The following is a 5,181-nucleotide window of genomic DNA, read 5'->3' as shown; positions in this document are numbered from 1 at the left end:
AAAAATTTAAATATAAAACAATATTTTTTTAATAAATTGTATAAATTTCAGTAATTTTTTTATAATTTTTATAGTATCTTTTCAAAATTATTGATTAAAATAAGATTATTTAATCAAAATAATTCCTAAAATTAACTGAATGAAAATTTTTTTCCTTTATAATTAATCTTAGTTTTTTATAATAAATATATTTTACATAAGAGAGCATTTGAAAAGTAATATATTTTATTTTTTTATTTAAAATTATAATTTTTACTTAAAAAATAAATAGTAAAATGATAATCTTTATTATTAAAAATAAGCAAATATATAATTGTTGTAAATTATTTTAAAATAAATAATTTTAATTTAATCATATAAATTTTAAAATTTAAAATAAGAACCAATTTAAATCCAAATATAACTTTAGTTGATACTATGTCTGATGTAGCTCATGATGAAAATATAAAGAATATTGATAAGTTTAAAAACGATATTCGTTTTAAAAAGAAAATTGAGCATGTTGAGACCATCCCACCCAAGGAAGCTAGTTTTAAAAAAGTAGAAAAACTAAACGACAAGATTTTAGACTATTTGGAAATAAATGAGATTAAATTATACGAACATCAGGCATTGGCCATTGAAAAAACTCGTGAAAACAAGAACATCATCATTACAACACCTACAGCAAGCGGAAAGACATTGGCCTTTAATTTACCTGTTCTTGAAGAGCTGATTAATGATAATGATGCATGTGCATTATACATTTATCCTGCTAAGGCATTATCCTACGATCAACTAAAGGTTTTAAGAAAATATGAAAAGGAATTGGACTTGGATATCAAACCAAACCCTTATGACGGAGATACACCTAAATCAAAACGTTACAATATCCGTCAAGAATCAAGAATCATACTTACTAACCCCTATCAGATTCATCACATTTTAGCTTGGCATCATCAATGGAAAAGATTCTATTCAAATCTAAAATACATTATCATTGATGAGGCACATTATTATAAGGGAATTTTCGGATCAAATGTAGCATTTTTAATTAGAAGACTTAAAAGAATTGCAAAATTCTACGGATCAGAACCTAAATTCATCCTATCATCAGCAACCCTTGCAAATCCACTTGAACTTGCAGAGAAACTGACTGGTGAGGAATTTGAATTAATCGACAATGACACCTCTCCAAGTGGAGAAAAGGACTTTATTCTATACAATCCCTACAAGTTACCTTCAAAAAAGTCAAAATCAGAGTTTGATGATGATTATACCGGTTCTGTTCACCAGGAAACAGAAAGAATCTTCCTTTATCTCATATTAAAGAATATTCAAACATTATGCTTTACATCCTCAAGAAAGATTGCAGAACTTATTGCATTATGGACTAAAAATGACATCAGTTCAATTAGAAAAAGGGATGTAAACAAGATTGCTGCTTATAGGGCAGGTTATTTGGCAGAGGACAGAAGGGAAATTGAGGATGGTTTAAAATCAAGAGAATATTTAGGAGTAACCAGTACCAATGCATTGGAATTGGGAATAAATATTGGAAGTTTGGATGCTGTAATCATTTCAGGATTCCCTGGCTCCATGATTTCAACATGGCAACAGGGTGGAAGAAGTGGAAGATCCAAACAGAAATCCCTTGTCATTCTTGTTGCATTTGAAAATCAGCTGGATCAGTATTATATGAAAAATCCCGAATTTTTCTTTGACAAGCCTCATGAAAATGTTGTTATTGACTTGAATAATGAAAAGCTATTAAAAAATCACATCATATGTGCGGCAAATGAATTGGCATTGACAATGGATGAGATTGAAAAAGACTTTAATGTTGATGAGGAATTCCTTGAGCAAATCATTAGAAACAGGGATTTGAAAAAGACAGGAAATGGAATCTATATTTACCCATATGATGACAGCCCTTCATTCAGATTCTCACTTGACCAGATTTCAAATGAAATATTTACAGTCATGAATGGAAAAAACATTATTGAACATATGGAAAAGGCCAATATGTATAGGGAAGCTCACGAGGGAGCCATTCTAATCAATAAGGGCCAAACATATATTGTAAATAAGGTTGATTTAAAAACAAAATTCATCAATGTAACAAAAAGGGATGTTCATTCACATACAGTTGCATTAAAGAGAACAAATACAAAAATCATTAGAAAAATTAAAAAATATAAAATCGGAGCATTTACAGTCCACTTTGGTGAACTTGAGGTAGAGGAGGATTACTATAAGTACAGACTTATGGAATTTTCCAAAAGAGTTGGGGAATATCTTATTGACTTGCCTCCATTGAAATTCAAAACAAAGGGAATTTGGTTTACAATACCGGATAGTGTCAGAGAAAAGCTTGAGGAAGAATATGAGGATGATGATAAGGTATTTGCAGGAGGATTGCACGGAACAGAACATGCATTGATTGGATTATTCCCACTTCATGTAATGTGTGACAGATTTGATATTGGAGGACTCTCAACCAATTATCACGAAGACACACAGGAAGCAAGCATTTTCATTTATGACGCTTACGAAGGGGGAATCGGAATCTGTGAAAAGGCAATGGAAGTCTTTAAGGAATTAACTGAATCCACCAGAAACCTGCTAAAAACATGTGAATGTAAAAATGGATGTCCTTCTTGTATCTATTCTCCAAAATGCGGCAATGATAATAAGCCTTTGCATAAGAAGGCAACCGAATACATTTTGGATTATATCTGGGATGAGATGAATAAACTTTCCCCTGAAGAATTGGAGAGATTGGAACAGGACATTGTTAAAAAGGAAAATGAGGATTTTAAAATAGTTAATGGTGAAAATGACGGCTATGTAATGCTTAATTCTGAAAATAAAGAAAAAATCATTGAGGGAGAATTTATAGAAAATGAGGAAAATGCCCTTAACAGAGAATTAAAAGAAAATGAAGAAAAGATAGATGCATTTAGTGAAGATTTCAATGAGGCTTTAGTTGAATTTGAAAAGGAAAATTATTCAATTGCAAAAGAGATTTTAACAAACATTATCATCAAATATGACAATCAGAATGCAGACGTTTATTATTATATTGGAAGAATACTTCATATACAGGGAGATAGTCATGGAGCTATTTCTTTTGTTAAAAAGGCAATTTCAATTGAACCTGGACATGAATTGGCAAATGAATTTTATTTTGAACTTAAGGCCTAAATCATTAATTATTAATCTGATAAACTAAAAGAAAATATTAAAATATTAATCAAACAAACTATAAGAAAATATTAAAATATTAATCTGATCAAATAAAAGAAAATATTAAATTATTCATCTGATAATGTGTAAGAAAATAAAAATTTAAATAGATTTGAATGAAATATATTATTAATCATCTAAATAAGGTGAAAATATGGAATTAAATTCTGAAAATAAAAAACAATTGCAAGAAACAGTTAATGAGGACATTAATGGGATTTTGGAAAAATATGGATTGCCTTATAGAATGGATGGGATTTCAGTCATGAACACTTCAAAGGGAACTAGCTTTTTAGGAAATGTTAGAATTCATGATCCTTCCAAAGTAAAGACTGTTAAAAGAGAAATTGAAGATTATTTGAGTAAATTCGGTAATGTAAGTTTAAGTTTAAGAGACGTTGTACCTTGCTGTGAAGCTCCTTACACTTATATAACTTTCCATATTGATTATTTAAATGAATAATCAATTACTTATTTTTTTATTATTTTATCTTATTTAACTCATTTTAATATTTTTTTAACAAATTTAAATAATTTTTAGTACTTTATATTAAATTAAAATAACTTATAATAATTTTTAATAATTTATAATAATTTATAATAAATTTAAATAATTTTTAATTAATTTTAATAATTTTAATAATTTTAATAATTTTAAAATATATTAAAATTTTTTTAATTTGTTTAAAATATTTTAAATTTAAATATTTGCATTATTTTCAAAAAATACTCACCACGATTAGTATGTCTAGACGAAGTGAACATGAAAAGTATCTGGAAAGGATTTTATCCCAGTCATTAAGTTCAGCAAATCCATCAAAGGAAACTTTGGAAAAAGCTATAAAAAGCTCTCCAACTTATTTTATAAAATTAAAAGAGGGATTAATGAACAAATACAATGATTGGGATTTAATGGACATTGAAGGAAGCGAAGTAGTGGAAAACATCTATGGGGAAACCTTAAGAATATTTCATAAGGAAAAAATCGATTTTTCTATTAAAAATAAAAGGGATGAGATTAAAAAGGAATTAATTGAAAATCTGAAAATTATTCCTGGAATTGGCAGTGTGAATGAAATAAAACTTAAGGAAAAGGGATATGAAAATCTTTATGATCTTTTAAACCATGAAAAATATTCCAAAAAGGCGGAAACTGCAATTGAAAAAATAGAAAAAGACTGTTTTGTAAAGGAATATGAATTTTTTAAGGAGATAAGTCAAAACTCTTATTCAACTTCCAATAATGATAATCCTAAAAGTAAAAATTATCCCATTAGAGCATTAAGCTCTCTTGACCCATATAACTTAAAATTTATGGATATTGAAACAATGGGACTTTCCAATATGCCAATAATCCTTATTGGAATTGCAGAGATAAAGGGAAAATACATAGAAACAAACCAATATTTATTAAGGGATTTATCTGAAGAACCTGCTCTTATAGAAGCCTATCTGTCCCATTTAGACAATTCAAGCGTACACGTTACATATAATGGGTCTAGTTTTGACATTCCTTACATAAAAAATAGGGCTAATTACTTTAGAATGGACTATTATCTAGACCAGATTCATTATGATTTAATTTATCCGGCACGTAACTTATGGAAGGAAACACTTCCCGATTGTAAATTAACAACAATTGAAGAGCATCTTTTTAATATTAAAAGGGAGGATGATGTTCCGGGAGCATATATACCTGAATATTATGAAACTTATCTTGAAGAGGGAAATATTGGACCTTTAATTCCTATAGTTGAACATAATAGAATGGATATTGTATCTCTTGCAAGCTTTTTAATGAAGATTTACGAAGAATCCTTCAAATGAATCATTGATTTTTAAAGATAGGCAATAAATTAATCAGAAATTGATTTTAATAAAATTAAAAAATTAATTAAATTAAAAACTATTAAAAAAATTAAAAAAAGCCTTAAAAAATAATTAAAAATTAAT

Annotated in this window: 3 protein-coding genes; all 3 read left to right on the top strand. The window is 27.9% G+C overall.

What is annotated here, in order from left to right:
• The first annotated feature begins 417 nt into the window (after positions 1-417).
• Positions 418-3,186: a DEAD/DEAH box helicase gene (locus Q0138_RS08730; RefSeq protein ID WP_297983526.1), complete on the top strand. Its 2,769-nt coding sequence runs from the start codon at positions 418-420 to the stop codon at positions 3,184-3,186.
• 196 nt (positions 3,187-3,382) lie between these two features.
• Positions 3,383-3,691, top strand: coding sequence for a hypothetical protein (locus Q0138_RS08725; RefSeq protein ID WP_297983522.1), 309 nt, complete (start codon positions 3,383-3,385; stop codon positions 3,689-3,691).
• A 281-nt stretch (positions 3,692-3,972) separates the two neighbouring features.
• The gene (locus Q0138_RS08720) at positions 3,973-5,055 is read left to right on the top strand and encodes a ribonuclease H-like domain-containing protein (RefSeq protein WP_297983519.1); all 1,083 of its coding nucleotides are present in this window, start codon (positions 3,973-3,975) and stop codon (positions 5,053-5,055) included.
• Positions 5,056-5,181: the final 126 nt, after the last annotated feature.

The sequence above is a fragment of the uncultured Methanobrevibacter sp. genome (assembly GCF_937906425.1).
GTDB lineage: Archaea > Methanobacteriota > Methanobacteria > Methanobacteriales > Methanobacteriaceae > Methanobrevibacter.
The sequence above is the reverse complement of the archived record's forward strand: the minus strand, read 5'-3'. Positions and strand labels throughout refer to the sequence as shown.